The organism is Cohnella zeiphila (assembly GCF_014212055.1).
Lineage (GTDB): Bacteria > Bacillota > Bacilli > Paenibacillales > Paenibacillaceae > Cohnella > Cohnella zeiphila.
This window is the reverse complement of the sequence record NZ_JACJVO010000077.1, coordinates 1-680: the sequence shown is the minus strand read 5'-3', so window position 1 is coordinate 680 and position 680 is coordinate 1. Positions and strand designations below refer to the sequence as shown.

General features: G+C 52.5%; 1 pseudogene. It reads right to left on the bottom strand.

Annotation, left to right across the window (positions count from 1 at the left end):
• Nucleotides 1-680, bottom strand: a pseudogene (locus H7C18_RS34575) (IS3 family transposase); the annotation flags it as partial.

Sequence of the window (680 nt, the reverse complement as noted above, 5' to 3'; positions counted from 1 at the left end):
TCGTAGACCAACTCAGCTGTCTTTCTCTGGCCGCAACTATAACCGACCATCTCGCGGTTAAAGAGATCGACAAATAAGCAGACGTAGTTCCACTTGCCGTCCACGCGTACGTACGTTAGATCGCTGACGACTACGGCGTAAGGCTCGTCCTGGCTAAACTTGCGCTGCAGTTGGTTGGTCGTCTTCGATTCGTTCGGCGCGGCCTTGTAAGGCCTGTACTGAGCCACCGTGTAGGAGGAGACCAAGCCATGCCTCTTCATGATCTTGCCGATTTTACGGCGCGAAGCTTGGATGGATCGTTTCGTGAGTTCCACCCTGATCTTACGGGTGCCGTAGTTGTTGCGGCTGTCTCGGAAGATCTGAATGACTGCGTCTTCCAGCTTCTGCTCGCCCGGATTCAAGGCTGGTTTTGGCTTGTAGTAGTACGTGCTCTTGGGGAGTTGTAGGACGCTACACATTGCTGATACCGAGTATTTGTGGGCATTGCTGCGAATCACATTTACTTTCGTCCCATGATCAGCGCGGCTTGCTTTAAAATGTCGTTTTCCATCCGCAGACGCTGAACTTCCTTGCGCAGTGACAGCAGTTCATTTTCTTCCGGTGTGCGATTATCCTTAGCCGAAAAGGATCCTGTCTGCTGGCTTTGGCTAATCCACCTGTCCAGGGCGGAGGCCGTTAAA